Source organism: Microseira wollei NIES-4236 (genome assembly GCF_020521235.1).
In the GTDB taxonomy this organism is placed as follows: Bacteria; Cyanobacteriota; Cyanobacteriia; order Cyanobacteriales; family Aerosakkonemataceae; genus Microseira; species Microseira wollei.
Genome location: NZ_BLAY01000154.1, coordinates 1 through 24,899 on the forward strand (window position 1 = coordinate 1; position 24,899 = coordinate 24,899).

General features: G+C 44.5%; 20 protein-coding genes and 2 pseudogenes. 4 read left to right on the forward strand and 18 right to left on the reverse strand.

Going from position 1 to position 24,899, the window contains the following annotated elements:
* Positions 1 to 325: 325 nt before the first annotated feature.
* The 10 genes and pseudogenes from MiSe_RS36035 to MiSe_RS36080 all read right to left on the reverse strand — a co-directional run bounded on the left by MiSe_RS36035 (position 326) and on the right by MiSe_RS36080 (position 7,397).
* Positions 326 to 658, reverse strand: a complete 333-nt coding sequence (locus MiSe_RS36035) for an antibiotic biosynthesis monooxygenase family protein (RefSeq protein WP_226589421.1) — start codon at positions 656 to 658, stop codon at positions 326 to 328.
* A gap of 140 nt (positions 659 to 798) precedes the next feature.
* Positions 799 to 1,575, reverse strand: a complete 777-nt coding sequence (locus MiSe_RS36040; protein ID WP_226589425.1) for a YebC/PmpR family DNA-binding transcriptional regulator — start codon at positions 1,573 to 1,575, stop codon at positions 799 to 801.
* Between the two features lie 186 nt (positions 1,576 to 1,761).
* A pseudogene (locus MiSe_RS36045) lies at positions 1,762 to 2,184 on the reverse strand (carbohydrate ABC transporter permease); the annotation flags it as partial.
* A gap of 329 nt (positions 2,185 to 2,513) precedes the next feature.
* Positions 2,514 to 3,146 carry a Uma2 family endonuclease gene (locus tag MiSe_RS36050; protein WP_226589430.1) on the reverse strand — a complete coding sequence of 211 codons (633 nt, stop codon included), beginning with the start codon at positions 3,144 to 3,146 and terminating at the stop codon, positions 2,514 to 2,516.
* A 14-nt stretch (positions 3,147 to 3,160) separates the two neighbouring features.
* A complete protein-coding gene (locus MiSe_RS36055) occupies positions 3,161 to 4,201 on the reverse strand; it encodes a glucokinase (RefSeq protein WP_226589434.1) in 1,041 nt (346 codons plus the stop codon).
* Between the two features lie 306 nt (positions 4,202 to 4,507).
* Complete coding sequence (locus MiSe_RS36060) at positions 4,508 to 5,152, reverse strand: histidine phosphatase family protein (RefSeq protein WP_226589437.1); 645 nt, start codon at positions 5,150 to 5,152, stop codon at positions 4,508 to 4,510.
* A 123-nt stretch (positions 5,153 to 5,275) separates the two neighbouring features.
* Positions 5,276 to 5,584 carry a P-II family nitrogen regulator gene (locus MiSe_RS36065; RefSeq protein ID WP_226589441.1) on the reverse strand — a complete coding sequence of 103 codons (309 nt, stop codon included), beginning with the start codon at positions 5,582 to 5,584 and terminating at the stop codon, positions 5,276 to 5,278.
* Between the two features lie 75 nt (positions 5,585 to 5,659).
* The gene (locus tag MiSe_RS36070; protein WP_226589444.1) at positions 5,660 to 6,091 is read right to left on the reverse strand and encodes a type II toxin-antitoxin system VapC family toxin; all 432 of its coding nucleotides are present in this window, start codon (positions 6,089 to 6,091) and stop codon (positions 5,660 to 5,662) included.
* The gene (locus MiSe_RS36075; protein WP_226589446.1) at positions 6,091 to 6,321 is read right to left on the reverse strand and encodes a hypothetical protein; all 231 of its coding nucleotides are present in this window, start codon (positions 6,319 to 6,321) and stop codon (positions 6,091 to 6,093) included. Before MiSe_RS36075 ends, MiSe_RS36070 begins: the two co-directional genes overlap by 1 nt.
* Positions 6,322 to 6,383: 62 nt before the next feature.
* On the reverse strand, positions 6,384 to 7,397 hold the full coding sequence (locus tag MiSe_RS36080) for an endonuclease NucS domain-containing protein (RefSeq protein ID WP_226589448.1): 1,014 nt from the start codon (positions 7,395 to 7,397) through the stop codon (positions 6,384 to 6,386).
* A 253-nt stretch (positions 7,398 to 7,650) separates the two neighbouring features.
* Between MiSe_RS36080 and MiSe_RS36085 the strand changes: the two genes are divergently transcribed.
* Positions 7,651 to 8,019 (forward strand): DUF4864 domain-containing protein, encoded by a 369-nt coding sequence (locus MiSe_RS36085; RefSeq protein ID WP_226589450.1) that lies wholly within the window; start codon positions 7,651 to 7,653, stop codon positions 8,017 to 8,019.
* Between the two features lie 48 nt (positions 8,020 to 8,067).
* Here MiSe_RS36085 and MiSe_RS36090 read toward each other — a convergent pair whose 3' ends face one another.
* The 5 genes from MiSe_RS36090 to larE form a co-directional block, all read right to left on the reverse strand.
* Positions 8,068 to 8,766, reverse strand: coding sequence for an SAM-dependent methyltransferase (locus MiSe_RS36090; RefSeq protein WP_226589452.1), 699 nt, complete (start codon positions 8,764 to 8,766; stop codon positions 8,068 to 8,070).
* Between the two features lie 34 nt (positions 8,767 to 8,800).
* Entirely contained in the window at positions 8,801 to 10,033 is a 1,233-nt protein-coding gene (locus tag MiSe_RS36095) for a tetratricopeptide repeat protein (protein WP_226589454.1), read from the reverse strand.
* On the reverse strand, positions 10,030 to 11,379 hold the full coding sequence (locus tag MiSe_RS36100; RefSeq protein WP_226589456.1) for an ATP-binding protein: 1,350 nt from the start codon (positions 11,377 to 11,379) through the stop codon (positions 10,030 to 10,032). The genes MiSe_RS36095 and MiSe_RS36100 overlap by 4 nt, the downstream gene beginning before the upstream one ends.
* 298 nt (positions 11,380 to 11,677) lie before the next feature.
* Positions 11,678 to 13,348 (reverse strand): phosphoenolpyruvate carboxykinase (ATP), encoded by a 1,671-nt coding sequence (pckA, locus tag MiSe_RS36105; protein ID WP_226589458.1) that lies wholly within the window; start codon positions 13,346 to 13,348, stop codon positions 11,678 to 11,680.
* Positions 13,349 to 13,623: 275 nt separating this feature from the next.
* Positions 13,624 to 14,451, reverse strand: coding sequence for an ATP-dependent sacrificial sulfur transferase LarE (gene larE, locus MiSe_RS36110; protein WP_226589472.1), 828 nt, complete (start codon positions 14,449 to 14,451; stop codon positions 13,624 to 13,626).
* Positions 14,452 to 14,608: 157 nt separating this feature from the next.
* Between larE and MiSe_RS36115 the strand changes: the two genes are divergently transcribed.
* Together MiSe_RS36115 and MiSe_RS36120 are read left to right on the forward strand one after the other, a co-directional pair.
* Positions 14,609 to 15,235, forward strand: coding sequence for a class I SAM-dependent methyltransferase (locus MiSe_RS36115; RefSeq protein ID WP_226589460.1), 627 nt, complete (start codon positions 14,609 to 14,611; stop codon positions 15,233 to 15,235).
* Entirely contained in the window at positions 15,235 to 16,707 is a 1,473-nt protein-coding gene (locus MiSe_RS36120; protein WP_226589463.1) for a phytoene desaturase, read from the forward strand. The genes MiSe_RS36115 and MiSe_RS36120 overlap by 1 nt, the downstream gene beginning before the upstream one ends.
* A gap of 591 nt (positions 16,708 to 17,298) precedes the next feature.
* Here MiSe_RS36120 and MiSe_RS36125 read toward each other — a convergent pair.
* Entirely contained in the window at positions 17,299 to 17,886 is a 588-nt protein-coding gene (locus tag MiSe_RS36125; protein ID WP_226589464.1) for a Uma2 family endonuclease, read from the reverse strand.
* Between the two features lie 100 nt (positions 17,887 to 17,986).
* Here MiSe_RS36125 and MiSe_RS36130 point away from each other — a divergent pair, with 100 nt between their 5' ends.
* Positions 17,987 to 19,612: a cyclic peptide export ABC transporter gene (locus MiSe_RS36130; protein ID WP_226589466.1), complete on the forward strand. Its 1,626-nt coding sequence runs from the start codon at positions 17,987 to 17,989 to the stop codon at positions 19,610 to 19,612.
* A gap of 184 nt (positions 19,613 to 19,796) precedes the next feature.
* Here MiSe_RS36130 and MiSe_RS36135 read toward each other — a convergent pair whose 3' ends face one another.
* Together MiSe_RS36135 and MiSe_RS36140 are read right to left on the reverse strand one after the other, a co-directional pair.
* A complete protein-coding gene (locus MiSe_RS36135; protein WP_226589468.1) occupies positions 19,797 to 24,299 on the reverse strand; it encodes a PAS domain S-box protein in 4,503 nt (1,500 codons plus the stop codon).
* A gap of 239 nt (positions 24,300 to 24,538) precedes the next feature.
* Positions 24,539 to 24,899: pseudogene (locus MiSe_RS36140) on the reverse strand (hypothetical protein); the annotation flags it as partial.

Here is a 24,899-nt window from a genome sequence, read left to right on the forward strand (position 1 = left end):
GGCTAAGGCTAAAGAAAAACTTTGAGCTGGCGACAAAACTTACTGATGTTCCCTACGCCCCGTTGATTATTTTGCAAACAAACCGGGTTTCTTGTTGCTGGGTGAAGTTGGGACACATTGTAGGGGCTAAGGCTAAAGAAAAACTTTGAGCTGGCGACAAAACTTACTGATGTTCCCTACGCCCCGTTGATTATTTTGCAAACAAACCGGGTTTCTTGTTGCTGGGTGAAGTTGGGACACATTGTAGGGGCAGGCTAAGGCTAAAGAAAAACTTTGAGCTGGCGACAAAACTTACTGATGTTCCCTACCCCCGTTGATTATTTTGTTACTCTTCCTTATTTTTTGCCGGAATTTCGCTTACGACTTCATACAAAGCTGTGGTTGGCGGGTGAGCAAATAACGGCGTCATCTGTTCCACAATCGCTTGATAAGCCTCGCTGCGATTGGCTTCCATATCTTCTACGCTGTCCCAAAAAATGACGGCAATTCCTCTATCAGTTCCTGGTTCTTGCATCAGGTACGCTCCCTTAAAACCGTGAGTATAAGTTGAAACAGCTTTATCGTAGAGTTGCTCTGCTGCTTGAAACTTACCGGGTTTGAACTCTCCTATGGCGACGTAAGCAAATTTATGTTGCAGAAAATCTTGAAATTCTGACATTGTTCGCACTTGGTTTTGACAACATCGCTACCTTAGCGCTTTCTTAGTCAAGAGGGATAGTAGAAAGAGAGAATTTGTAACATTTTAGATTCCAGATTTTAAAGAAAATCTTAAATCTGAAATCTAAAATCTGCCATCGATTATATGAGGCTCAAAGACATTAACTCGTCTGCCATCTCGAAGTTAGCGGTGACGTTTTGCACGTCGTCGAGGTCTTCGAGGGCATCGATTAATTTTAAGAGCGATCGCGCCTGCAAGGGATCGGTGACTTCGACGGTATTGTTGGGTATCCAGCGCAGTTCCGACTGCTTGACGGCAAAGCCTTTTTGTTTTAAACTTCGCTCCAAGGTTTCCAGATTTGCCACCGAGGTAAAAACTTCAGCCGCCGCTTCATCTTCGTCGTCTTCATCTGGGATTAATTCGTAAGACTCGGCACCCGCTTCCAGGGAAGCTTCCAACAGTTCATCTTCATCGACTGCACCAGCAATTAGCACCACGCCTTTTTGCTCGAACATCCACGACACGCAGCCTGTTTCCCCCAGATTACCGCCATTTTTGCTCAAAGCGGCGCGCAAGTCAGCGGCGGTGCGGTTACGATTATCTGTCAGCGCTTCGATGACAACGGCAACGCCGCCTGGACCGTAACCTTCGTAGCGAATAGCCTCCAGGCTATTGCCATCTGCGCCTAGTTTACCAGCACCTTTTGCGATCGCGCGTTCTATATTGTCATTGGGTATCCCCGCCGCCTTGGCTTTTTCAATTGCAGTCCGCAACTGAAAATTCCCCGCCGGGTCTGGGATACCCGTGCGCGCCGCAACTATAATCTCCCTAGAAATCTTCGTAAATACCTTGCCCTTGACGGCATCTACTCTCGCCTTCTGACGTTTGATATTAGCCCATTTACTGTGTCCAGCCATAGCGGAGAATGCTTAACACTCTGTCTTCAAACAAAATAGATATCATAACTCAAAAAGCGGTAATGGCGTTCCCAGGCAGATCCGTGGTCACGAGGGTATGGCTAATGGCTAATGGCTAATGGCTCAAACCTTTCTCTCTATCTTGCCAATTAGCAATTAGCAATTAGCAATTAGCAACTCTTTCATTCATTTACCTCCCGTAAACGTCACCCCGCGAATAAAGAGTAGGGAGGGGTTAAAAACCGCATAAATTGCCAAGGCAGGCAGGGTAAAAACCATCGACGCTGCCATAATATAGTTCCAATAACTGATGTACTGACCCTTAAAAGTATTTAAGCCCAAGGGTAAAGTAAACAGTTCCCGCTCCGACAAAATAATCAAAGGCATCATAAAATTGTTCCACGCACCCATAAAGATAAATATGGCTTGTGCGGCTGCTGGTTTGGCTAAAGGTAGCACCACTTGCAGAAAAGTTTCCCACCTACTCAATCCATCTAATGCGGCTGCTTCTTCCAATTCCTTGGGAAAATTGATAAAAAATTGCCGCATCATAAAAATAAACGTCGCATTCACCACATTTGGCACAATTAATCCTTGATAAGAATTGAGCCGCTTAAAGCCATACATAGGATGACAGTCGCGCCAGTCTATGATTGTCTATCCAAAATGGAACTATAACCCAACGATTGCGGGTCATATCATGTCCAATAGCAACGGTTGTGTAACTGCTAATAGCTAATCGCTAATGGCTAATGTCAGGAAAAATACTATATTAGCAATTAGCAAGCTTGCAATTAGCCATCCATACACTACCGATCTCTCGCGGACATGATATCAGTTGGTAGAATTCGGGTTCTGGCAATTGGTTGATGAATCATCAACTTCAAGCTAAGAACAGAATTAAGCGGTAACAAACTAGGCGATCGCTCTAATTTTTTTCATTTGATGCCTCGTTCAAATGCGTCAGCTTGAATTTGGTCTGAAATTAGGCTGCATTGTTCCAGTAGGGAAATCGAAAGTTCTGGCAATAACTCACTCGATGCAATCTGTTCGTCCCCGTAAGTTTCCAAAAATGCTGAGGGTGTTTCTTCCCGTAAATGGTATAGTTTGAGTCGATTTCTTTCCCAAAACCAAACCTCAACAACTCCCAAACGTCGGTAATTTTCTAGCTTGTCAATGCTGCCACTGGTGATAATTACCTCTATAGCTAGGTCTGGAATGTTTTTTTCCTCTCCTATGCAGTAGCATTCATCGGGTTCTGCGCCTGCATTTTTGAGTCGGTTTTTCAGGGTGGGACTCCCCATTGGACTGTGTTTAATTCGCTTCTCGATCAGATAAAACTCTAACAAGGTAGCCAAACGTTTTTTGAGTTTTTCATGTCTTATAGACGGCGACACAATTTCTAAAACTCCATCCAAGTAGGTGACGCGGTAATGAGAGTTATCCTCCAGTTTTTCGAGTAAAGCTTCATAAATTTGCCAACTCACGCCACTGGTGATAAATCTTTCCTCTGGGTCGTCAGTTTCTGCCAGGAATGGTTGTTCAATAAGTGCTTTGAGACTGTTAACCATTATCACTCTATAACCTACAACCGGGAAGCACTAATGGCAGCACCAATTAAACCGACTTGCGGATTTAAAACTACATGGACTGGCATTTTTTCCAGTAACGTACTCATGCGACCTTTTTGCGTAAATGCAGTGAGGAAATTTCCTCTTTGAATTAAAGGTAAAATTTTCGCAGCAATCCCACCAGCAATATAAACACCGCCATAAGGTAACAGTTTGAGGGCGTGGTTACCTGCTTCTGCACCGTATGCTTCAATAAATATTTGCATGGTTTGGTAACAGAGTTGATCGCTTCCTTCTAAAGCTGCTTGGGAAATGACTGCTGCTGGATCGATAGTTTTCTCGTTTTGTCCAGCTTGTTGTTCCCAACTTCTGATGTCTGCGGCGATATCTGGAGATTCGGGGAGGGATAAGCGATCGCGCAAAAATTGGTAAATTGAAACAATCCCTTGACCAGACACAACTCGTTCAACGGATACGTGTTGGATATTATGTTTATCCATCAAGTATTTCAACAGTTGAAATTCCAATTCGGTGCGGGGGGCAAAATCTGTATGTCCGCCTTCGCTGCTAAAAACTTGATAGGTATTTCCCACAGGAACTAAAAATCCTTGTCCTAACCCCGTACCTGCACCAATAACGGCGATGGGGGCGTCTTTTTGAGGTGCTTCTGCTTGTAAGGTATGCAAGTCGGATTCGCCGAGTCCCAAAACGCCATAACCTACGGCGGCGAAATCGTTAATTAAACTAACTTTAGAGATGGCTAATTCTTGTTCCAAACATTTGGCATCTAGTAACCAAGTCAAATTGGTCAACTTGGTTGTATTGTTGACTACAGGGCCTGCGATCGCAAAACAAGCTTTCTCCGGTGCGGGGACATACCCCAAATGTTCGGCACCTGCTTGCAGAAACTGCCGCACCATCGGCACTAAATCTGGAAATTCGCCGCTCTTGTAAGTTGCCTCATCTAAGCTGTACATTTGCCCAGAATCTGGCAACTTCACCAAGCGCAAAATTGTTTTAGTGCCGCCAATATCCCCTGCCAATAATAACGTCATATATCTAACGCAATTTGCTATTTATAAACATTGGGCATTGCTAATAACGCAATTTGCTAGTTATAAACTTGGGCTTTGCTAATTGCTAATTGCAAGCTTGCTAATATTAGGATGTTCCCTGACATTAACCAGCCATTAGCCATTAGCTACTATGCATGAGATAACTAGCAACTTGAGTTAATAGCTAATAGCTCGCAGCTAATAGCGAGAGCTACAGCAGCTGACTAATATAGCATTTTTCCCGCTCGATCCATTAGCCATTAGCCATTATCTACTATGCATTAGATCGCTAGCAACTTGAGTTATCTAGTGGAACCGAATTACTTTTTCAGTTTCGCTCAAGTGGGAGGTATCGCCATTGAGTTCCATTATCCATTCTCGATCTTGACGCACAATTTTGACCAAGCAACACAAAGTGGCATTAATTTCCGGTTGATTAGTTCCACCGAGTAACCCCATTGCCGTGCCGATTACCGATGCACCGTGTCCCACCAGCAGGATATCTTCTGAAAATTCATCGACGAGGCGTTTGGCGGTTTCTCCAGATCTAAGAAGTGCTTTTTCCCCGGTTTCGGGATATTCGGCGATGACTCTGGAAGTGTAGCTAAGGTCAATTCGCGGATATTGTTCCTGCAATACTTCCAGCGGCAGTTTTTCCGGCATCGACGGCATCCACTGGGGATTTAACCACTCGCTCAAGCCAGATTCTACTTTAATCGGTAAATCGAGCGCTTCTGCCACTTCGTTCGCCGTTTGTACGGTTCGCAAAAAAGGGGATGCGAAAATATGGGCGATATTTTCTGATTTAAGGCGCTGTCCTAATTGCTGAGCTTGCATAACGCCACCATCGGATAATGGCGGATCGTAGGGTCGTTCTGCGGTGAGGAACCAGTCGGGGTTGACAAAGTCGAGGCGGTTACCGTGACGGGCGATCCAGACAATTTGGGACATGGGATGCAAGGATTTTAGATTTTAGATTTTAGATTTTAGCTCGTTCCCTGGCTCTTGCCTGGGAACGCCGATTTTAGCTCGTTCCCTGGTTCTTGCCAGGGAACGCGGATTTTAGATTTTATCTTAATCGTACAAGGCTTCTACATTATGTCGATAGGCGATCAAGGCGTGACCGTCCTGATTTTCTTTCAACGCTATAAAAATAGCATCGGATACTTCTGGGGAAACGAGGGTCTTGATCTCGATATTGGTGTTATACCCTGCGATATCTCCCATCCGTCTGCCATGACCGCCTTCACCCCGTGCTTGAGTGATGGTGTAACCGCTGACGTTGTGGGTTTTCAGCAGCTTGATCAGGCGGTCTTGCAGTACAGATTCGCCAATGATAACGATCAACACGGCGGGTTTTACGGGAACGGTTTCGGAAGACATGGAAAACTCCACAGGACGCTGTTTCCAGTATGCGGCAGTTTGTGGTGCTTTGCGATCGCTTAATTTCCCCAGATGCTAGTCTGAGTCTCCCTCGTTTTCAGGAATGCTTGGCAATAACTCCCCGGCTGAGAAAATTGGTATTGTAGAGCCTGCGAAGTCTGTGCTATCCCGCGTCACAATCGCATCCAGATTTTCCCTCATAGCACAAGCTGCTTGGACGGCATCTTCAAAATCTCTTAAGTTAGAGGCTAATGCTGCCTCTAGAATCGGGCGATCAACAGCTATAACTTCCAGTGTTGCCAGGATAATTGAGACATATTGTTTGGCTATTACAGTCCCTTTTATCTTTCTGGCAATGTAGAAGATATTGGTTAAGGTTGTGGCTGTTATAAAGCCTTCAACTTGCCCGGATCTGATAGTTTGTAATACAGTGTCAGCATCCCCGAAAAATGGCTCTCGCTCTAGCAGAAAGTCGAGAATAATGTTGGTATCCAATAGAACGCGCATTATAGGTATTTTTCCTCCAGACGTTCTTGTAACATCACCTCAATTTCTGCATCGCTTGGAGGTGGTGTTTCGGTCTTCAGTCCCCCGCGCAATTGTTCCCACACTTCGTCTGTTACTGGCGTGCGAGGTCTGAGTTCGTTGCTTAGCGACCGGATAATCGCTTCGACTAGGGCTAATCGGTCGATTACCGATAATTTATACGCTTCCTTCTTTAATTCTTGCAAATTCATATTTTACTCCTGGTTTTCATCACAATCTTAGCATTGTATTGAGGTAGCGATCGCCTGCTTTACTATTTAAGTCTCCCTAGCCACTTTTCTAATGCCAAATCTACAAAGGCTTCCATTGAATCAGACACCAAATCTTGTCTATTCCTGTATGTTCTCCATAATTTACGCTCGGCAGCATAGTATATTCCCCCTCGTGGTTTACTTAGTTCTTCTAGTTTTGCTGCTGTAACGTTGTATGGGTTTTTTACCCGGATACCCTTGTCTACAAAACCTTCTAATAAAGCATGACCATCCCAATCCGTACACAGTTTAGCTCGCCCCAATCTTTCACTACTAAGACCTTTTAAGGGGAGCCATAAAAATGGTATAATTGAACCTTTATTAGTCAAATACAACTCAGCACATAATTTACTTGTTTTGTTTGTTCCGTTTCCATACTTGATACTGCCAGCCATAGTAATTTCTTGCATACGACTGTCAAAGCTGAGAATTTTACGCCTAAACCTCAAAATTTCTTCCCGTTGACTAGAATCATAGTTAGCCAGTCGTTTATCAAGTGCATTTGGAGGGGCAGGTATATCCTCAGTACTATCTTTCTGCTGATAGGGAATCTCTACTTGTGAAACTTTCTCGTTATCTACGTCTTTTAACTGTAAATAAAGCCTTCCCTCATCCGTCAAAATTGGAAAATATAAAAATTCAACAGACAAATGGCAATACTTCCTATCTGTAAAATTATCTCGATGAAAACTTGGTGCAACTGCGACTAAGCGAATAGGTCGATCGTAATCTATTTGCTCGCTAAACGGTTTCTCGTCGCGCCAGGCGTCGTAATAACGAGTAAGCTGCTGAACAATGTCTCTATCTTCCGCATTTTTTAATTCCAGCACGACTAACTCGTTATTCTCACCCAGGGCTAAAATGTCGCAAAATTGACCTTTGACAATGTGTTGTCGTTTTATCGGCGTTAAACCGAATAGCGCTAGCAAATTAGCCCAGACAAAGTCTTCTAAAGCCTCTTCGCTGTCAAATTCCCAGCCTGACGCGGTTTTTCTTAAGTTGACAAAATTTAGCATTGCGTTGTAGATAACGTCTCTATTAAGTATTATCAATATGTTACACGGGGAGCATGTAATTTTCTCCCAGTTCTTGGCTGGCGGACTTGGTTTGTGTAGCCGGAGGTTTTAACCTGATGGCATATACGAGGAGCAAGTGCGATCGCATACCAACCCCGACGGTCAAACTACTCTACCAAAGCCAGAGGTTGCCTTTCTATAATTTAAATAGATAATTTAATTAGCAGCGCTCTAAGCATAAAAGCTACCCAGTATGCAAATTACTGAAACCGATCGCGCCTCCATTCGCATTGCGATCGAACGCCAACTTCAAGCTTTTAGAAACGACGATGCCGTTGGTGCATTCGTCTTTGCCAGTCCGGGGATTCAGCAAACATTCCAAAACCCGGAAAACTTCATGCAAATGGTTAAGAATTATTACCAACCCGTCTATCGTCCCCGTTCTGTGATATTTGACGACCTGGCTGTTGTGAATGGCTCTTTAGCACAACCAGTCCTCCTACTAGGTCCTGATGAAATTCCCGTGAGGGCGCTTTACTTGATGGAAAAGCAGCTAGACGGTACTTGGAGAATTCACGGCTGTCATCTAGTTCCCATAGAAAATGCCTTCGAGTCTGAGTGAATTGCAGATTTTAGATTTGAGATGGCAGATTGAATTGAAATCTAAAATCTAAAATCTGAAATCTAAAATTATCATGACCTGCAACATTTGGTTGCCACTTTTCTGAAACTCATAGGGAACTTGCTCAACTTTCAGGGTGTATCCGCGCGTTTCTAATTCAGTCATGACTGGCGCAAGATTCGGCGATATTTCCCCCGATATATTTAAAAGGGGAAACAGCCGCACTTGTTTGGCAACGCGACACATTTCCAGAATTGAATCTAGATGAAATTCTGCTGAAAATTGCTCGGAATAAGTAAATAGAAAATGCGAACACAAAGCTAAATCAAACTGATTGGTATTAAATGGCAAAGTGGGCAACCCATAAGTTAGGTAACGCCCTTGGTTCTGTCCTTGCGGGAAATCTGCTAAAAATTGTTGCATCGCTGCCATGCGAATTTCCCCCAAATGTTCTGGGGATTGGATATCTTGCCAAACGTAGCTATCTAAATTAGCTCGAACACCTTCAATAACAGTTTGATAAGTATCTTGGATGCGCGCTTGAATTTCATCGGCGGAAAACTGATAAACCGGATCGCAAGATATCACCTTGTACCCTTGGCGCATCATTTCTGCGTTGAAGCTGGCAGGGCCACCAGCACAGTCGAGAATATTTAATCTGAGGTCGTTTGGTGTCAAGTTAAACATCCTGACATATTCCGGCATGGAACGACCCCAGGGAATGACTTTTTCTAGTTTTAAACCCATTTTTTACACAGATAACTCAATTACAAACACCAGCCTATTCATCCGATGAAAACAAAGATTGAAACCGAGCGTTATCCCGAATAATATCAAAAGCAGAGTCATTATTTGCCATTTTTATGTATTTTTCAGGATTCAATTCTATTGCCCGTTGCAGATTTTCTAAGGCTAATTCAGCGTTACCTAGTTGGGCATAGCATCCGGCTTTGTTGTACAAAGATGCAGCATCATCTGGCTTGCTCTTTAGAGCAGCATCAAAACTTGAGAGTGCTTTCTGATATTGCCCCAAGTTTTTAAGCGCTATGCCTCGACTAAGCCAGACTTTATAACAGCTTTCGCGCAAGTCTGCTGATTGATAAATTGCTAGTGCTGCATCATAATAGTCGAGGGCTTTCTCGTATTGCTTGAGAACCTGCAAGGCATCACCAAAAGCTTTCAAGGTATTAGCCTCGCCATAAAAATCGGCAATTTCTCTATAAATCGCGAGAGCTTTCTCGTAATAGGCGAGCGCTTGTTCGTAGTTAGATGCCCTCTCACCTCTAATGCGAGACAAAAATGCATCACCTAAGGCTTTTAGAGTGTGAGCTACGCCTAAGCGATCGCCAATTGTGAGTTGATTTTCTAGAAGGTCTTTGTAGTAGGTAATTGCTCGTTCTAAGTTTGACGCTCTTTCACCTCGAATCAGAGATAAAAAAGCATCACGTAATGCCTTGAGAGTTTTAGCCTTAAAAACACGCTTTAGATCGAAAAGCGCTGAATCCGATGAAAATTCAAACACTCCTGAACTCCAATCAAAAAAGTCTGGAGCGCGGAGAATAAAGTATTTGATAGCGAATGGAGGCAGAAAAAAGACAAAGCAAATGTTAGGGAAGCGATCGCGAAAGTTTTCTCTTTGCTGATTCAAGTGGCTGAGGATGGGCGGAACGGTATCTAAATTGTAATAGTTACCCTCGCCACCGTAGCCGGGTTTAATATAGGGTTCCAGCGACTTTTCTAGCCCCTGAATGAACAGAATATTCAATTCATTGCGCTCTGGGCGATTAGCAACAAGGTCATAGAGATTATCAATTGGTTCTGTCAGTTGTAAAACGGCTACTCTTTTTTGAGGTAAATCCTGTTGGACTCGCTGTATCAACTGGGTGGCTTCTGCTGGAGAGCATTGCACGAAGACAATTCCGAAGCCTTTTCTGCGCCGCAAGGATCTCACGAGGGCTTGATAAACTTCTTCCCTCGAAGGTGCGGTATCTTCAGGTGATTTGGCGGTACTCATACAGATCGAACCTTTGCCAGCGCATCCTGAAACTTAGGAATGCCTTCAATCAACGGGTGAACATTGCACCAGATGTTGAGGGACTCATTATCATCATAATAGCGATATTCCAGCAGGCAGCGATTCAACAGCAGACGCAGATGCTCTTCGTTATTATCTGCTTGCTTGAGATAACATGCCCGTGCCAGAATCTCCCATTGATGCTCCTGAACTGTCTTTTGGTAGGTTTCCCTTGTCTCCTCAATTGCCCGTCTAGCCGCTTTTGCCGTGATGGGCAGTTCGTCTGTCCAGTCAATCGCCTTTTGAATCAACTGCATCAGATTTCGGACATGTCCACCACTCATCAAGCATAGTTGCTTCAACGTCTGTTGGCTATCAAATACAGGTGGAACATTCAATCGATCAACCGCACCTTCCAAGGTTTGCGCTAAATTTGGTTCAATCAGAACAACCCGGCGACAGACAAGTTCGCGCAGTTTTGCCAGTCCAGCTTTATTCTCACTCCCATCTGGATTTCGTACCATTACCATTGGTAGCACATCAGGCTTATCGTAATTATCTTCTAGCTGGGTTGCTCTTCCTGAATACACCATTGCGATAGGCACCGTGTAGATAACATGGCACGCCAATCCTCGCAGAATTTCACTCCGATTCAGGTAAATTTCATCGTAATTGCTGGGCTTCCCTTCCTCTTTGATTTCTACAATGCGATCTAGATTATCGGCAATCATCACAATTCCCCGACAATCTTTTGCCAGGGATTTTTGTGCTTCTTTGATAAAGTCGTTCAGCGCATCTACCAGAGAGGGCGTATTTGCATTAATTTTCTGGCGCAGTTCTCGCCGCTTGTCTGGTGTTGCCCGTAGGTTGGCAGTAATTTTAGCAAACTGGGAAATCTGCCCCTCCAAGTTCAAACCCTCAAATGAGATTTCTGTCAGTGCTATATCTTTGAGGGATTCCCAGCCCTCTTTCATCCAGTCGAGCAATGGGTTATGATTTTGCAGCTTGATAGCCTCTACTAAATGCCGAGTACAAGCAAACAATATGTCTGCATATTCAGCATCTTGAGGTTCAATATCCTCATCATCGGCTGCGAAGTAAACCACACAATACTTCTGCTGTTCCAAGTATTCTTTCAAACGCAATAGTTCTGTGGACTTGCCTACTCCCCGGTGCCCAGAGTAAAGTTGGCATGTAGGTTTCTTAGAGCGTGCGATCTTCCGACCTAATTCTCGTACAACCTCCCAGCCACCACGGACTTCCTGGCAATCGACATACGCCTCTTTGGGTGGGGGCTGAAACGGTTCAAAAGAACTGTAGATTTCGGTCAGTAAATCCAGCGTCATGGGCTACCTCAAGCAAACTTCTTCACAGGTATAGCTTACAAGGTGATGGATTGCAAACAAAAGCGGTTCCAGCAAACATATTGCTGGGCAATTACCTCGATCGCTATCTCTAAACTACACCCAAACAAGCAACTTCGTGGCCTAACTATGCGATCGCTCACCAACAGTTTACAGGTTGGCTTTTTAAACTCTTGCAAAGAGCTATGCCCCATTGCCCAATGACTTGCGTAATTCCTGCCTACAATTTTTTCTAATTGGGAGAGGGAAAAAAGTTTTGCACCCTCTCCCCTAACCGGATTTATTCAAATGCGGGAGATGCTTCCATCATCTCTAGAGGAACGTAATGGAACCTGCGGAAATTTTCGACAAACCTCCTTGCCAAATCTTTAGCTTGTCGTTCGTAAGCAATTGGATCGCTCCAAGTTTTTTGGGGGTCTAAAATATTGCTGTCAACCCCTGGAACTGCTTCGGGTACTAACACTTTAAAAATTGGATGGTGATGGAATTTGACTTTATTTAATGCGCCAGAAAGCGCCGCCCATACCATCGCACGAGTATGTTCGATCTTAATCCGGTTACCGACGCCGTAAGGCCCACCCGTCCAACCAGTATTTACTAGGTAAACATCCGCATCGTACTGGATGAGTCGTTTGTACAACATCTCAGCATAAACTGTCGGGTCAAGTGGCAAGAATGGACTGCCAAAACAAGATGAAAAAGTCGCTTGCGGTTCGGTAATGCCTCGTTCTGTACCTGCTAGTTTGCTGGTATATCCTGACAGGAAATGATACATTGCCTGTCGGTTAGTGAGTTTGGCGATAGGCGGTAAAACGCCAAATGCATCTGCTGTTAAGAAGATGACTGCCTTGGGATGACCGCCAATGCCGGGAACGACGCAATTAGGAATATAATCGACAGGATAGGCGGCTCTGGTATTTTCGGTGATGCTGTCATCGTCATAATCTGGAATTCGGGTTTGTTCGTCCAGAATTACGTTTTCTAGCACCGCTCCAAAGCGCATTGCTTCCCAAATTTGCGGTTCGTTTTTCTGGCATAATTTAATGGTTTTGGCGTAACATCCACCTTCAAAATTAAAGATGCCCCGATCTGACCATCCGTGTTCGTCATCCCCAATTAACCGCCGGGAAGAATCGGCAGATAAGGTAGTTTTGCCAGTTCCAGAAAGTCCAAAAAATAGCGCCGTGTTGCCAAATTCATCCATGTTGGCGGCACAGTGCATCGGCAAAACGTTCTGCTTCGTCATCATGTAGTTGAGGAACGAGAATACCGATTTTTTCATTTCTCCGGCATAGTGCGTTCCGCCAATTAAGACGATTCTTTTGACTAAGTTCAGCACTATAAACGCTTCACTGTGGATGCCGTCGATTTCTGGATCGCCTTGGAAACCTGGAACGGCAATCACAGTAAAGTCGGGGCGGTGGTATTTTAATTCCCTCTCTGTTGGTCTTAAGAACAGTTGGTGAACAAATAAGTTATGCCAAGCAAATTCGTTGATGACTCTCACACCCAAGCGGTATGTTGGATCTGCGCCTACATAGCCATCAAAAATGTACAAATCTCTGCCTTGGATGTAGGCTAGCATCCGCTTGTAAAGCTGTTCAAATTTATCGGGAGCAAGGGCAACGTTGATTGCGTTCCAATCTACTTCATCGAGTATTTCTGGTTCTTCAACGATGAATTTGTCGTTAGGCGATCGCCCAGTATATTTCCCCGTCTTAACGCACAGCGCGCCGTTCGCTGCTAACGTGCCTTCTTTTCGTGCTAGAATGTGTTCTATTAGCTCTGCTACTGATAGGTTCCGATACACGCGACCGATGTTTTTGATGCCTAAAGACTCTAGTCCAAAAGTTTTGTCGTTGCTTGGTTCTATCTCTTGGGCAAAAGTATCGAGTTCCCAATTCAGGTTGTTTGGGTTGAAAGAATCTAGGTGGGACGCGATTGCATTCATTTTATCCCCCACTTTGTTACTTAGGTTTTACTTCACATCTGCAATATTCTCGATCAACTGCACATCCTTATTTTCAGTCCTGAGACGATCGATGTGCGATTTATTCTGTAAGTATTGATACTCTTTTTTTACCAGGTTGCCAAAAGCTATGGATTTTTTATTTAAGATTATTTGCGTTAATTAAGACAAGTTCGTGGTTTGATACTAAAGTTTAAATAAATCAGAGGCGCACAAAAAATGCACCTCTACTGAGTAAGTTAGTTGCAAATTTTACATTATGCTTTGAGGCTCAAGACTTCCCGATCCAGAACCCGATTCAGTTTACCGCTTTTAAACCCTTCCAAATCTAGGGTTACGTAGATAAAACCGAACTCTTGAAATGCCGCCACCAACTGAGGTAAATCGGAGGTTAAGATAAATTCCTTAATTTGCTCTGGAGGCAACTCAATTCTGGCGGTATCGCCTTCAGAACGCACCCGCAGATTTTTTAACCCCAGTTTCCGCAAATAAAGTTCTGCCCTGCCAACTCGCTGCAATTTAGCGACGGTAATTTCTTCGCCGTAGGGAAAGCGCGAACTGAGACAAGGTTGGGCGGGTTTATCCCACCAGGGAAGTCCTAATTGTTGGGAAAGTTGGCGCACTTCGATTTTGGTGACGCCAACTTCGGCGAGGGGCGATCTCGCACCCCTTTCTTTCGCCGCCTGTATTCCGGGACGATAATCTTGCAGATCGTCTGCATTCACGCCATCCACTACATAAGGATAACCCCGCCGCAACGCCAAGGGTTTGAGGGTGTCGTGCAATTCGCTTTTGCAAAAATAACAGCGATTGACGGGATTTGCGGTGTAATTGGGATTGTCCATTTCGTGAGTTTGGACAATTTCGTGGGGAATTCCGATCGCCGCCGCCTGGATGCGCGCTTCTTCTAAGTCTTCCGGTAAGAGGGAGGGTGATTCGGCGGTGATCGCCAGTGCGCGATCGCCCAACACATCGTAAGCAACTTTCGCCACCAACGTGCTGTCAATCCCCCCAGAATAGGCAATTAATGCCCGATCCATCTCGGCAAATATAGTTTTTAGTTGCTCAAGTTTCTGCGCCAACATTCCCACTTCACAAATCACAGCATTTGATAATTATAACCGTTTCTCTTCAAGAATTTTAACTCAATTTTAAAAGCGACGATAGGATTCATTCTTGCTTGAAATTACGACTCGTTGAGATTATAATTAAACAATGATACATTAGCCAAATTAAAATCCCATGAATCAAGAACGGCAACTACCCAACTGGAAACAAATATATCAGGAGACTCCAGTAGAATCGATGCCTTGGTTCAACCCAGATTTAGATCCGGATATTGACTCAGCCTTAACCAAGCTGAACCTGCAAACGGGGACGGTATTGGATATCGGAACGGGACCAGGGACGCAAGCAATGGCATTGGCACAGCGGGGTTTTCAAGTCACCGCCACCGATCTTTCTGAAGTAGCAATTGAACAGGCCCAAGCTAAAGCCCAAGCAAAGGGGTTAAATATTTCCTGGCAGCAGGATGATATTCTGAACACTCAGATTAGCGGGGAATTTGATTTAATCTTGGATCGGGGTTGTTTTCACGTATTCCACGCCTATCAAAGACAAGATTACCTGCGGGCGGTTAATAATTTGACAAAGCCGAAAGGTTATCTATTTTTAAAATGCTTTAGCCATTTGGAAACAAGGGAAGAAGGCCCATATCGATTTAGTACCGAAGAAATTAAGGAGATGTTTAGCCCCCAATTTAATATCATTTCCATTGAGCCTACCGTTTACTACGGTAGGTTATATCCGCGACCCAAAGCGCTATTCTGCATCATGGAAAAACATAAAGCTGAATCGAGCAAAAAATAATGGATATTCTAGTCATTGGTAGCGGTTTTGGCGGACTTTCGGCGGCGATAAGGTTGCAAGCGCAGGGACATCGGGTGACAATTGTAGACAAGCGCGACAAACCGGGGGGACGCGCTTATGTCTACGAACAAGATGGTTTTCGCTTTGATGCTGGCCCTACTATTATTACCTCTCCTTGGCTGATTCGCGAATTATTCGAGTTATGCGGTAAGCAAACTGACGATTATGTGAAGTTGGTTGCTTTAGACCCGTTTTATAATATTCGGTTTGAGGATGGATCGGTTTTTCATTATAGCGGCGATCGCAAGGAAATCCTCAAACAAATTCAGCAGTTTAATCCAGCAGATGTAGAAGGTTATCAACGATTTTATCAGGCATCGTCACAAGTGTTTAAAAAAGGCTTGCCTTTGATGACCAAACCTTTTACTCAAATTGCAGATATGCTCAAGGTTGCACCCGACATGGTTGAGTTGCAATCGTTTAAATCGGTAGCCGGGTTTGTTAATCAATATATCAAAGATGAACGGCTGCGAATCGCGTTCAGCTTTCATCCTTTATTAATTGGCGGCAATCCGTTTCAGAGTACTTCAATTTACGCCATGATTCACAAACTAGAGCAAGAATTTGGCATCTGGTTTGCCATGGGCGGGACGGGAGCATTGGTAGAGGCTTTGACGCGGCTTTTTTGCGAGATTGGCGGGCGATTGTTACTCAATACAGAAGTGGCTGAAATTGTTATTAATGAAAAGACTAAACGCGCTACCGGAGTGAAAACTACCGATGGAAACTTATTCCCAGCGGATGCAGTTGTTAGCAATGGGGATGTGGCGTTTACCTATCTGAATTTGATTGGGGAAAAGTTTAGGAAAAAGTGGAGCAATCGCCGCATTAAAAACCTGCAATATTCCATGTCTTTGTTCGTGCTATATTTCGGCACTAATTGCCGTTACAACCACATGGCACACCACGAAATTCTCATGGGGCGACGCTACAAAGACTGGATCGAAGATATTTTTACTCGCAAGCATTTACCCGATGATTTCTCATTATACCTGCACCGACCCACGGCAACCGATCCATCTTTAGCGCCTGAAGGTTGCGATTGTTGGTACGTACTTGCACCCGTTCCTCATTTAGGTGGAAAAATTGATTGGAAAACTCAGGCTAAACCTTATCGAGATGCAATTGTTCGGTATTTGGAACAGCGGTACTTACCAAAGTTATCCGAACATATTGTGACAGAACGTTATATCGATCCATTGCACTTCCGCGATGATTTAAATAGTTATTTGGGAAGCGCTTTTTCTGTAGAGCCAACTTTATTTCAATCAGCTTGGTTTCGTCCCCACAACCAAAGTGAAGATATTCCAAATCTTTATTTTGTCGGTGCTGGAACTCATCCCGGCGCGGGTATTCCTGGGGTGATGAGTTCGGGAAAAATTGTTGCCGAAATGCTAATGGCTAATGGCTAATGGCTAATGGGTAATGGCTAATGGCTAATGGCTAATGGTATAGAGAGCTTAGGTTGGGTTGAGCTAACGAAACCCAACGAGAAAAACGACAAAATAGTTTATAGCGGATTGCAATCGGATGAGGTGTACCTTCGTTTGTGTAGCGGCACCCGATCCGCGACCTCAATCGCGCCATGGATTGGGACTTATCGGATGAGGTGTACCTTCGTTTGTGTAGCGGCACCCTTAAGGGTGCCGCTACACAAACGAAGCGAAAATGCTGTACCTCACAAAGAGTGCAATCCGCTGTAAACTGGATTAAGCTCTCTATTTTTTGAACGAGTTACAGATGAAAGACCCAAAAAAACAAACGCTTAATATCGATGCTGGATCCCTGGTTTTAATTATCTCGGCGTTTTTACTGTTGCCCCTGTTATTTACGGGGTTTTTCTTTCAATGATTTGTCTATTAGACCTCGACAATAACTCTTGTGGAATAGGCGTCTCGCCTGTCAAAGAGTTTGTTTTTTGTCGAGGTCTATTAGACCTCGACAATAACTACTCTCAAAGGCAAACAGAATGCCCACCCCACAAGAGATATGGTCGAAGTCTATTAATCTCCCGCTGCTAACACCCGCTCAACTGTCAGATTTAAATCAGGGAAAGTCTGGGACACAATGCGCTGAAAACCAACAAATTCTGCTGATTCATACAGTCCCTCAACTAAAGTGAAAACCGTCACTTTATTATTTGACAAATCGACAACCCAATATTCTGGAATATTCAGCACGTTGTACTCAACCCGCTTGGCTCGATAATCTGTAGTTTTAGTTGATTCGCTGACAACTTCTACCACCAGCAAAGGCGGGTGTTCGTTCAGTTCAATAACTGCTTCTCGGTTTCTCAATTCTCGCCATTGGGATAATGGAATGACAACGATGTCTGGAATTCGAGATGTCTCCCATCTACCACCACGAGGGGAACGAATACCAATAGCCATTTGTTTAGATGTCCAGTCAAGCTGTAACCGTTTAATTTCGGCTCGAAATTCATCGTTGAGAAATTCCGCTATTGCCCCATGTTGTCCACTACCAAGACTCATTGGAACTAATTCCCCATCTACCAATTCATAGCGAGTATCCGTACCATCTTCGTACTTGAGATACTCTTCAAAGGTAAGCCGTTTAGAGGTTGTAGTCATGATGATATTCCTACCTTTACCTAATTCTACCAAAAAAATCTCTATTATTGCCGCGATCAGTTAGGTCAGCTATCCTATAGATTGGGTTTATCGACGAATTATGAATGTCATCTGGCTGCTGATAAAAGCTTCTGGGTTGAATGTTGCAATTGCTATCCTAACTGGTTTAATCAGCGGTGGGTGTAGCGCTCAATTAATCGCGCTGATTAACCTTGCGGTGAGCGGAAATTCAACTGATAATTTAATTGGTTACTTTGTTGGATTAGCATTCCTTGCCCTGCTTACAAGTATTATTTCCCAATTTTTACTAATCGACCTAGCTCAAGGTGCAGTTTATAACTTACGATTGCGCCTGAGTCAGGGTATTTTATCTGCACCGTTACGGCATTTAGAAGAATTGGGAGCAAACCGTTTATTAGCAACTTTAACAGATGATGTGCAGACCCTTTCTAATACCGTGTTTGTTATTCCTTTCCTCTGCATTGACTTTGCTATTATTCTCGGATGTTTGGTTTACTTGAGTTGGCTTTCCGGACTGGTATTCGTCGTAACGGTAGCTTGTATCGGTACAGCCATTGCTATCGTTCAAATCTTGCTTAATCAAATGAGAAAATATTTCAATCTGGCGCGAGAGGAACAAGATCGATTATTCAAACACTTTCGCAGTATAACTGAAGGAATTAAAGAATTAAAATTGCATTCAGAACGCCGTCAGGCATTTTTTTATGAGGAATTGCAAGTAAGCGTCGCGGCATCGCGGAATCATAATATAGCGGCACTGAGGATGGGTGCGATCGCTATCGGATGGGGACAGTTACTCTTCTTTACCATTATGGCTTTGTTGGTGTTTGCTTTGCCAAAATTTGTATCGGTTACCCCGACTCTTTTAGCCGCTTACGTGTTGACGCTTGCTTATATAACGACGCCGATGCAAAATATGTTAGACCGCCTTCCAGCTTTATTTCGAGCCAATGTTGCCCTACAAAAAATAGAAAAAATGGGTTTAGCATTAGCGGATAGATCGGAAGAGCAAAGTCAAAATCCACAAGCCAAAATCCACAAGCCAAAATCAATTGACTGGACATCCTTAGAACTAGAGAAAGTTACCCATACCTATCCAGGAGAAAAAGAAGACAGTAACTTTGTTTTGGGAGAGTTAAATTTAACATTTTATCCGGGGCAATTAGTATTTATTGTTGGTGGTAACGGCAGCGGCAAATCTACCCTGGCTAAAATTATCACCGGGCTTTATATCCCTGAAACTGGAGAAATTAAATTAAACGATCGGCGAATTACAAATGAAAATCGGGAATGGTATCGGCAGCATTTTTCAGTTGTTTTTTCGGATTTTTATCTATTCGAGCGACTCTTGGGAATTAGTCATCCCAACCTCGATATGCAAGCGCAAGATTATCTGCGGCAATTTCATTTAGACCATAAAGTTCAAGTCAAAGATGGACTTATTTCTACAACGTCGCTCTCTCAAGGACAGCGAAAGCGCCTTGCTTTATTAACCGCTTATTTGGAAGATCGTCCGATTTATTTGTTTGATGAATGGGCATCGGATCAAGACCCATTTTTTCGCGATATTTTCTATAAACAGCTATTGCCGGAACTAAAACAGCGGGGTAAAACTGTATTTGTTATTAGTCACGATGACCGTTATTTTCACCTAGCCGACCGACTGATTAAGCTCGATTATGGCAAGATAGAGTATGACAGATAAAACTTGCCAGAAACCCGGTTTCGACCGTCGTTCGCGTAGCGGAAGGGAGGCATATCTCTGGTTGGCAAACCAACGATTTTTCGGAGAAACCGGGAAGCGCGTAAGTCCTGATATAGAGACGTTGCTAATAGCTAATGGCTAATAGTAAATCGGGAAAACATTCCCAGCAATTAGCAATTAGCAATTAGCAATTAGCTATTAGCACTTTAGCGATCGCTTCCACCAATTCGCCTGGTTCTACTGGTTTGGTAATGTGACGCGCAAAACCTGCCTCGATTGCGCGAGCGCCATCTTGTTTTCTAGCATAAGCTGTGAGTGCGATCGCCGGAATTTGTCTTTCTCCCTTTTGTGCTTCTGCTAACCGCAACTTCTGGATTAATGAGTAACCGTCTTCCTCGGGCATTCCAATATCGCTGATTAAAATATCTGGTTTAAATTGGTTAAAAATTGCCAGTGCTTCCCTCGCGGATGCAGCTGTTTCTACAATTGCTCCAGACTCGTTTAATGCAAACTCCAGAAATTCGCGCATATCGGTTTCATCATCAACAACGAGTATCCGTACTCCCGTGAGAGAAACTTCAGAATCGCTGCCAGCAGGGGAAACGGGAACGGGGCAAGATATTAGCGGTATTCTGACTGTAAATGTTGCACCCTGTCCTTCTCCTGCACTTTCTGCAAGAACGTTACCGCCGTGCAGTTCTACCAAATGGCGTACAATTGCTAAACCTAATCCCAGTCCGTCTTTCGATCTGGTGGTAGTGCTATCAGCTCGACGAAAGCGCTCGAAGACGTAAGGTAAAAAGTCATGACTTATACCTTTGCCGGTGTCGGTAACGGTAATTTGGGCATAGGAAATTTCAGATTTTAGATTTGAGATTTCAGATTGAGGGCATTTCAGATTTGAGATTTTAGATTGCAGATTTGAGATGTTGTTTTCATTTTCAATCTGCAATCTGCAATCTGCAATCTGCAATTCTACTTCAACTCGCCCACCAGAAGGAGTAAATTTGATCGCGTTGTTGAGTAAATTTCCCACAATTTGCTGTAAGCGATTCAGATCGCCGGACACTTGACAGAAGGTGCAATCTAGTCTACATCCCAGGTGAATTTGTTTATGTTCGGCGGTGGGACGGACTGCATTAATGGCAGTTTCAACGACATAATTTAGATTAACTGGTGCAACATTTAAGCGGAGATTTCCGCGAATCATGCGCGAAATATCTAATAAATCTTCAATTAATTGGCATTGGGTTTGGGCGTTGCGTTCGATGGTTTCTAAGGCACGATTAACAACTGCTGGGTCAAAGGTGCGAGTTCGCAGCAACTTTGCCCAACCTAAAATAGAATTAAGCGGACTTCGCAATTCGTGGGAAACTATTGCCAGAAATTCATCTTTGGTGTGGTTGGCATGTTCTGCTTCTTCTCTGGCTGCTTTTTCCCTTGCTAAAAGTTGTTCCCTTTCTTGCTCTAATTGCTTGCGATCGCTTATATCCAAGACAAACGCCACCCCGCGATCGCGATATCCCGGCAAGAACGCACAGCCAAGCAAAATTGGGATGCGACGTCCGTCTTTGCAAATGTATTCTTTCTCGAAGGGTTCGTATTTGCCTACGGTATGCAGCAGCTTTAATTTTTCCTTATCTGTTTCGGAATATTCGGGTGGAGTAATGTCGCGATAGTATATTTTTCCGCCTTGCAATTCTTCTCTGCTGTAACCCGTCATGCGAATAAACGCATCGTTGGCATCGGTAATTTGTCCTTCTATATTCCAAAATAAAATCCCGATCATATCCGACTCGAATACTCCTCTAAATAATGCTTCGCTTTGTTTGCGATCTGTAATATCTTCCGTGATACCCATCAGCGATTCTAGCGAGCCGTCTGGCGCGTATTCTGGAATAATCCGCGCGTAAAAATGCCGACCCCTGTGGCTAAATTCCATCGGCGTTACTTGTTTGGTGGCGATCGCTTCGTTGCATTTGGTTTCAAACAAGTCGCACATCTCTTCTTCCAACCCCAATTCGCGCCCAGTTTTGCCGATAAACTGCTGCGGTGGCATCCCAGATACTAGCTCTACAGAGGGACAGATGTAAAGGTGACGCAGATTGGGATCGAGTCGGAAAATCACGTCGGGCAAGTTTTCTACCAAGGTCGAAAACTGTCGTTCGCGACGGCGCAATTCATCTTCCATTTGCTTGCGTTCCGATAAGTCAACGACAAAGCTAACGCCGCGACTTTGGGAACCTTCAAACATTACGCCACCCAGCAAAACGGGGACGCGACTGCCATCTTTGCGGATGTATTCTTTCTCTAGGGTGTCAGAAGTTTTGCGCCGCATTTTTTGCAGCGATCGCTCGCTCCAATCCAGTTGCTCTGGTGGCGTGATCGCCCTCCAATTCAGTTGTCCTGCTTGCAAATCTTCCCGCTTGTATCCCACCATGTTCAAAAAGGCGTCATTGGCATCGAGGACGGTTCCGTTTGTATGCCAAAACATGACGCCTAGCAGATTTAATTCCACCAGTTGTTTGAGTCTAGTTTCGCTTTGTCGCAAAGCTTCTTGTGCTTGTTTGCGAGCGCTAATATCCGTTGTACTGCCTACAATTCTAATCGGACGACCGGCATCGTCTCGCACCACAAACTTACGATCTTCTACCCACACATAGTGACCGTTTTTGTGCTGCACGCGATATTCAATGCAATGGCGGTCTATCGTTGCGATTTCGGCAAAGAACTTTTCTGAATTCTTTTTGTGACTTTCTTCCGGATGAATGCGATCCATCCACCATTGCGTCGTGGGTTCTGCTTCCTCTGGCGCATATCCCAAAAGCTCGGTTAAACCGCGAGTTCTTTCAACTCTATTGCTCTGCAAATCCCAATCATAAATCAAACAATTCACCGCCGCTGCCGCCAACTCATATCGCTCGTTGGCGCGGCATAATTCAATTTCTGCTTGTTTGCGTTCAGTAATGTCTAAAGCTGTTCCCAAAACTTGGCGCAGCGAACCATCGGCATTTCTGCTAAAGACAACTTCTCGACTACAGAACCAGCGCCATTCCCCATTCGCACGTTGCATCCGGTATTCGATTTCCAAAATTGCGCCTTCAGGTGCCGCAGAAAGTCGCTTCAAATGGTCAGGAGTGCGAGCAAAATCTTCTGGATGGATTGGGGTGGGTAAGAGGTTTTCTCCCATTCTCTGAACTTGCTCTGATGAGTAGCCAAGCAATTCGGTAACTTGCCGATTTACATAAACATTCCGCTGTTCGACCAGGTCGTAAAGGTACAGAATACCGGGGGTGGTGTCGGCAATTTGCTCGATCAATTCCCGACTCGCAAGCAATTCCTCCTCCGCTTGCTTGCGTTTTGTAATATCCCGAATTAGCCACCGCCAACCAGTCGCTTCTCCCTCTAGGTTATCTGCACTAGCCACCGAAACTTCTGCCGGAAAAGACTCGCCTTTGATTGGTTGCAATATTAGCTCCCAAGTCTGCCTTGATTGCAAAGACTTAGTGCGAATTTTCAGATCTACCAGTTGGTTAAATTGGCTGCGAAACCCAGAACGCACTTGTGGGGAAACGAACGTAAATAAGCGTTTCCCAATCAGAAATTCTTGGTTTGCCGATACCAGAGCAGCAGCGGTACAATTTGCTTCCTGAATTATCCCCAATTTATCCGTGACCAGATATCCATCTGGGGCAAAATTAAACAAATCCCGATACCGCTGACGCTCAACCTCGCTGGAGGCGCGAGCCATTTCCAGTTCGGTATTTTGTAGGTGCAATTCCTCTTGAAAACAGTGCAGTTCTTCTAGCGCCACCTGTAAGTCTTGGTTGGTTTCTGTTAGCTCCAAAGCACGCTCTTCTAACTCGGCGTATGCATTGAGCAACGCTTCTTCGGTTTGCTTGCGCTCGGTCACATCGCGCCAGGAAGCAACAAATCCATCATTCCACTTGCTGGCGCGAATATCGTAAGCTCTGGTAAGTTTTTGACCGCCAAATACATCCGCATAAATCAAGGTTTCTTTAATTAACGGTTGTCCGGTTTCTACTACCCGACAATATTCCGCAAACAGTCCGCTTTCTCGATGAGCTGGTAGCAATTCGCATAGCCGTTGCCCGATATTTTCTGGCGTCATGCGATTGCTTTCCAGCGCGGCGGCGTTGAGATATTCGATGCGAAAATCTACTATTTTTCCCGATGCATCTCGAATGGCCGAATAAATGCCAAAACAATCGAGCATGTTTTCTACAGAAGTGCGGAACCGCTCCTCACTGTCTTGTAATTTTTGACGCAATTGGGCATTTTCAATCGCACTCCGCACCGCACTTCGCAATTCATCCGGCGTTGTTTTTTCTTTAATTAAGTAATCTTCTGCTCCGCTTTTGATCGCCTTTACTGCAACAGTTGTATCCTCGATCTCGCTTATCATCACCACAGGCGGGCACTTGTTCCCTGTCTGCTTTTTGAGCTTTTCTATAAACTCCAACCCATCAAATTCTGGTAGCCCAAAATCCACTAATATCCCGTCTGGCAGTTGCCCTCTACACAACGCCAATGCTCCCTCTGCCGATTTTTCCTCTAAAATCCTGTAGCAATACTCCGGCTCTGCCAGCAGGCAATTCCGATATCTTTTCCGGTCTTGAAGACCCCTTTCAACAATTAGAATGGTTCTTTCCTGTTGTGTCATCATGACCTATTTTTGTGCTAGCTAGCGCCTATCGTCAAATTTTCTTTCCCTAACCTTGCTTTTTTGTTTTCACATAGCATTTCCCCTTCCCTCCCCATCTGAATTTCTCGGATTTTTGCTGGTAAATTTGCTAAATTAGCCCTATTTTTACCCAACCGATGTACCCAGATGCGCTCTTATTTATCAGCTTTTTAATCTCAATTTATTTTCCCAATTCTATAGGGTACCTAATAAAATTACCCCTAAAGAGCGGTTACGGCTTCTACCTTAAGGTGGATAACGCGAAGGAGAATTGAGACTAATTTCCCTGGTTGCATAAATCGCTCCCACCCGCCGACCTTAGGGGGCGGGTGGGAGAAATTGTAGGGGCACGGCGGGGGAAAATCTTTGAGCGATGCAGCTCGCTCTAGTTGCTGCCGTGCCCCTACAGGCGGGGGAAAATCTTTGAGCGATGCAGCTCGCTCTAGTTGCTGCCTTGCCCCTACAGGCGGGGGAAAATCTTTGAGCGATGCAGCTCGCTCTAGTTGCTGCCTTGCCCCTACAGGCGGGGGAAAATCTTTGAGCGATGCAGCTCGCTCTAGTTGCTGCCTTGCCCCTACAGGC

Bases quoted from the DNA above. Each gene is read 5' to 3' on its own strand.
- MiSe_RS36055 (WP_226589434.1), bottom strand. From the start codon at position 4,201: ATGACGTTATTATTGGCAGGGGATATTGGCGGCACTAAAACAATTTTG.
- MiSe_RS36070 (WP_226589444.1), bottom strand. From the start codon at position 6,091: ATGCGCGTTCTATTGGATACCAACATTATTCTCGACTTTCTGCTAGAG.
- MiSe_RS36090 (WP_226589452.1), bottom strand. From the start codon at position 8,766: ATGGGTTTAAAACTAGAAAAAGTCATTCCCTGGGGTCGTTCCATGCCG.
- MiSe_RS36060 (WP_226589437.1), bottom strand. From the start codon at position 5,152: ATGTCCCAAATTGTCTGGATCGCCCGTCACGGTAACCGCCTCGACTTT.
- larE (WP_226589472.1), bottom strand. From the start codon at position 14,451: ATGTTGGCGCAGAAACTTGAGCAACTAAAAACTATATTTGCCGAGATG.
- pckA (WP_226589458.1), bottom strand. From the start codon at position 13,348: ATGAATGCAATCGCGTCCCACCTAGATTCTTTCAACCCAAACAACCTG.
- MiSe_RS36080 (WP_226589448.1), bottom strand. From the start codon at position 7,397: ATGCTAAATTTTGTCAACTTAAGAAAAACCGCGTCAGGCTGGGAATTT.
- MiSe_RS36100 (WP_226589456.1), bottom strand. From the start codon at position 11,379: ATGACGCTGGATTTACTGACCGAAATCTACAGTTCTTTTGAACCGTTT.
- MiSe_RS36040 (WP_226589425.1), bottom strand. From the start codon at position 1,575: ATGGCTGGACACAGTAAATGGGCTAATATCAAACGTCAGAAGGCGAGA.
- MiSe_RS36050 (WP_226589430.1), bottom strand. From the start codon at position 3,146: ATGGTTAACAGTCTCAAAGCACTTATTGAACAACCATTCCTGGCAGAA.
- MiSe_RS36095 (WP_226589454.1), bottom strand. From the start codon at position 10,033: ATGAGTACCGCCAAATCACCTGAAGATACCGCACCTTCGAGGGAAGAA.
- MiSe_RS36085 (WP_226589450.1), top strand. From the start codon at position 7,651: ATGCAAATTACTGAAACCGATCGCGCCTCCATTCGCATTGCGATCGAA.
- MiSe_RS36130 (WP_226589466.1), top strand. From the start codon at position 17,987: ATGAATGTCATCTGGCTGCTGATAAAAGCTTCTGGGTTGAATGTTGCA.
- MiSe_RS36120 (WP_226589463.1), top strand. From the start codon at position 15,235: ATGGATATTCTAGTCATTGGTAGCGGTTTTGGCGGACTTTCGGCGGCG.
- MiSe_RS36035 (WP_226589421.1), bottom strand. From the start codon at position 658: ATGTCAGAATTTCAAGATTTTCTGCAACATAAATTTGCTTACGTCGCC.
- MiSe_RS36125 (WP_226589464.1), bottom strand. From the start codon at position 17,886: ATGACTACAACCTCTAAACGGCTTACCTTTGAAGAGTATCTCAAGTAC.
- MiSe_RS36075 (WP_226589446.1), bottom strand. From the start codon at position 6,321: ATGAATTTGCAAGAATTAAAGAAGGAAGCGTATAAATTATCGGTAATC.
- MiSe_RS36115 (WP_226589460.1), top strand. From the start codon at position 14,609: ATGAATCAAGAACGGCAACTACCCAACTGGAAACAAATATATCAGGAG.
- MiSe_RS36065 (WP_226589441.1), bottom strand. From the start codon at position 5,584: ATGTCTTCCGAAACCGTTCCCGTAAAACCCGCCGTGTTGATCGTTATC.
- MiSe_RS36135 (WP_226589468.1), bottom strand. From the start codon at position 24,299: ATGATGACACAACAGGAAAGAACCATTCTAATTGTTGAAAGGGGTCTT.